Below are 3,714 nucleotides of genomic sequence, written 5' to 3'. Positions count from 1 at the left end.
TCAGGGGGGTGAAGCGGAGGACCGGGGTGGTGGGGGTGTTTCCGAGCGAGAGGAGCCTGGCCAACCTGGCCACGGTGGTGATGCTGAGGGCGAGTGAGGACTGGGCGTTCAGGCGTTACATGGACATAGGCCCGCTCTGGGCTGTGGAGGAGAAACCCACAAAAAAGGCTACTTGACCGGTTTGAGTTTTATGGCTCAGCACATGTGTACTCTTTCAGGGTTACAAGCTAATGCCGTCGAATTTCACTCGATCTGGAAGTACTTTTTGTGCATGGCTAAATGTTGTTTCAAACAGTTGGGCAGAAAAGCCTCCAAACGGCCTAGGCGATACGCTGTATATTTGAATATCGCGCGAAGCAGTGCTGAGGGAAGCTTTTGGGGTGCTTTTTGCAGCAGGTAGGTTAGCTCGGAGCGCAAAAATCGCAGGCCCTCACCTTCTACGCTGCCAAAGGCCTTGAGCAACAATTGCTCCCTAGAATGAAAGACCCCAATATCGAAGTAGCGCTGAAATTCTTGTATAAGGGTGTAGTCGTGGGAATGGTAGACTTGGGCTTCTGCAACATAGGCCACCTTCCAACCAGAAAGAAGCATCTTGGCAGCCACATAAAAATCCTCTCCAAGAATAATGCTGCGGGGAAAACCGCCAACCTGTTCGAGTGCGCTTCTACGGTAGCAAGCAAACGAGTTGGAGTTAAAGGCAGCCTTGAAACCTTTTGAGGCAATATCCTGTTGACTACGAACCTCTGAACGTTCGGGATAGTTGAATAGTCGCGCATGGGCCCCTACGGGGCTTGCCTCCTTGTTCGGAAGTTGGCGGCCATAGGCTACTCCGACCTCTGGATCAGCGAATGCGGTCAGTAGGTGTTCTAGTGCTTCTGGAAAAGCAAGCACCGCATCTTGAGTCATGTAGATAAGTAATTCGGCATCAGGCAATAAGTCCGCACCTAGTTGACGGGTGGCCCCATGATTGAATTGTTCTTTGGCTATTGAATGGGCCTGGAAGCCATATTTTCTTGCCAGTTGTACAGTTCCGTCAGTAGAACCTGAGTCAATCACTAATAAATGCGCGGGACGTAGTGTTTGTTGCGAAAAAGCCTCTAACCATTTTTGCCAAGTTTTCCCAGCATTCAAGGTTGGTACGATCAGAGCAACTTTGCGGGCTTGCTTTGTCTCCATGTCACCTCCTTTACTCACTTGCCGCTTCTCGTAAGACTGTCCAGGTGCGCTCAGCAATACTATCCCAACCGAACTGCAGTGAACGTTCTAAGCCCTTTTGTCGCAATGTTTGTCGAAGCGCAGAATCTCCTATCAGTTTGCGCAGGCCTTCGGCGATAGCGTCCACACTGAAAGGGTTTACTGTCAGCCCTGCATCGCCCACCACCTCGGGCAGAGCTGTCTGGTTACTTGTCAGGGTTGGCGTACCCGAGGCCATGGCTTCTAATGGGGGAATGCCAAATCCTTCGTAGACAGAAACATAAACAAAAACCAGCGCGGCACTATACAAAGCTGGAAGGTACTCATCGGGCACATGACCGGTAAAGTAAACTCTAGGTGGGAGCTTTTCAAAAAATACATCCCGGAAAATTTGAGCTTTGCCTTTAGCACCGGCTACAACCAGCCAGATGTCTTCTGGTACCTCCTCGCATAACAGTTCCCAAGCCTTCAGCAGACGGTCCAGGTTCTTCCTAGGCTCAAGTGAGCCTAGACTCAACACATAGTGACACGAGGGAATGCCAAGACGCTTTATAAGGTTGAGGTGTTCTTGGTCTTTGTGTGGACGAAAGCGGGAATCTACTCCATTTGGAATCACTATTATCCGTGCGGGGTCTACCTGGGCATGCTCCAGGATGCGGGTCTTGCTGAATTCAGAAACTGTTATTATACGCCGCACCCGTGGAATCAGCCTGGGTAGTAAAAATCTGTACCAACCAGCAAATATAGGATTGAGCCATTCGGGGTGATCGAATGGCACTGCATCGTGGACTGTTATAACTTGGTGGCTGACCATCAGAGGGCCGGTATTACTCGGACTCCACAGCAATCTTCCCCTGAGCAAGGTTGGCAAAACAAACTGCTCCCAGGCATGGCCTGCAACACCTTCAAGATGGGATTGGGGTGCTACAAGTTCCACTCTATGAGCCAGGCGGTTCACAATTTCTTGCGTGTAGCGCTGAACACCAGTTAGTTTGGCAGACAGGGTGCGAGTGTTAACTACCACTGACATATTGCCCTTGAACCTTTCTCTTGCTGCGGTCAAACCAAGAAAAGCGATATGCAAGAAACAGAGCCAGAGCAATGCCTGGTAAAGAGTACATGCTAAGCAAGTAGAACTGTGATAGCTGAACCCCCAAAGTTAGATATACCGTAAGTGCTAACATGGCGTGCAGTAGAGAACTCGAGTTCTCCACATACTTTTTAGCATACCGCGTGGCATTGCCCCAAATGAGCCCCGAGAGCAAAGGAATCATCACTACCCCAAACCATCCAAAAGAAGAATAGCCCCATAGGGGCACTGGAAGTCGAAACCCACCCGACGCAACCTCGCTAACTGGAGTTCCTGGATTGACCAGATTTAGAACCCATACTGCTGGGTTCCACTGGAAGTTGTAAGGTACGAGTCCGCCCCAAAAGGTTAATCCATAGGTAAATGATCCCCGATCCAAAAAAGCTGCCAAAAAGGTTAGCTGGTCTGAAATATCGGGTGCACCAGAGGCAATAATCTGCCAGATATTGTCTGCTCGATAAACACCCCTTAAGGCTTCTGAGCCCAACAGGGCACTCAGCAGATAGTACGAAGCACTACCAAGGGGGTAAATCAGCACTGCAAAAGCTATGAAAAGCGTAGCCGTCAAGCGGTTCCGAGCCGCCAATAAACCGACAAACAACAAAATGCCATACACTGCTGGCCCCCGAACCAGCGATACCGCAACAACTACTACTGCTAACAGCCCAAGTAAGCCGAATTTAATCCGGCGAGTCTGAATCCATAAGACAAGGCAAAAGGGAATCAAGGCATAAAGCAAATACATGGAAACTCGGTACAAGGGAGCCACGGGCTGGTAGGCTTCTTGATAGGGGCCGCGAAAAAATTTGGCCATGAAGGGATCTTCGGCGAAGATGGGTACAAAACCCATCACGGCAAAACTTGCAGCAACGCCCATTATTGCAATAACAGTTATCCACTGGACTTTGGGTGCCACAAATGCCAGAAGTGCTCTAGCAGACAAATCTAGAGTGTGGCGCAACGGAGCTACCTTCAATAAGGGAAGGTAAAAACCTACCAGCACACCCGTTACATAAAAAATGGTTCCCACCAGTAACAATTGCTCATACTGTGCTACCAGCTCGGGTGGATAGGCCTCGAGTACTCTGACCGCCAAAACCGGCACCACATAGGCCGTAATTGAAAAGCCCAGCTGCAAATGGGCCGGTAGATTCCATCGGCTTGGCCAGACTAAATAAGAGGCGACAGAGAGAAAAACCAGTGCAAGCCCAGTTATCACAACACCTCCTTATAAATACTTAGCATGGTTTGGGGTCAAGTAGCCTTTTTTGTGGGTTTCTCCTCCACAGCCCAGAGCGGGCCCATGTCCATGTAACGCCTGAACGCCCAGTCCTCACTCGCCCTCAGCATCACCACCGTGGCCAGGTTGGCCAGGCTCCTCTCGCTCGGAAACACCCCCACCACCCCGGTCCTCCGCTTCACCCCCCTGA

The 3,714-nt window shown here is 50.5% G+C and carries 3 protein-coding genes; all 3 read right to left on the bottom strand.

Annotation, left to right across the window (positions count from 1 at the left end):
• Positions 1 to 243 precede the first annotated feature (243 nt).
• Genes Mlute_RS14435 through Mlute_RS15480 form a run of 3 tightly spaced genes read right to left on the bottom strand, consistent with a single transcriptional unit; the run spans position 244 to position 3,503 of the window.
• Positions 244 to 1,176, bottom strand: coding sequence for a glycosyltransferase family 2 protein (locus Mlute_RS14435; RefSeq protein ID WP_119361247.1), 933 nt, complete (start codon positions 1,174 to 1,176; stop codon positions 244 to 246).
• Between the two features lie 10 nt (positions 1,177 to 1,186).
• Complete coding sequence (locus tag Mlute_RS14430; RefSeq protein WP_220452091.1) at positions 1,187 to 2,152, bottom strand: glycosyltransferase family 4 protein; 966 nt, start codon at positions 2,150 to 2,152, stop codon at positions 1,187 to 1,189.
• A 55-nt stretch (positions 2,153 to 2,207) separates the two neighbouring features.
• The gene (locus Mlute_RS15480) at positions 2,208 to 3,503 is read right to left on the bottom strand and encodes a hypothetical protein (protein ID WP_147371119.1); all 1,296 of its coding nucleotides are present in this window, start codon (positions 3,501 to 3,503) and stop codon (positions 2,208 to 2,210) included.
• Positions 3,504 to 3,714: the final 211 nt, after the last annotated feature.

It is taken from the genome of Meiothermus luteus, assembly GCF_003574085.1.
GTDB lineage: Bacteria > Deinococcota > Deinococci > Deinococcales > Thermaceae > Meiothermus > Meiothermus luteus.
Note: the sequence above shows the minus strand (reverse complement) of the source record. Positions and strands in the feature narration are given on the sequence as shown.

Bases quoted from the DNA above. Each gene is read 5' to 3' on its own strand.
- Mlute_RS14435 (WP_119361247.1), bottom strand. From the start codon at position 1,176: ATGGAGACAAAGCAAGCCCGCAAAGTTGCTCTGATCGTACCAACCTTG.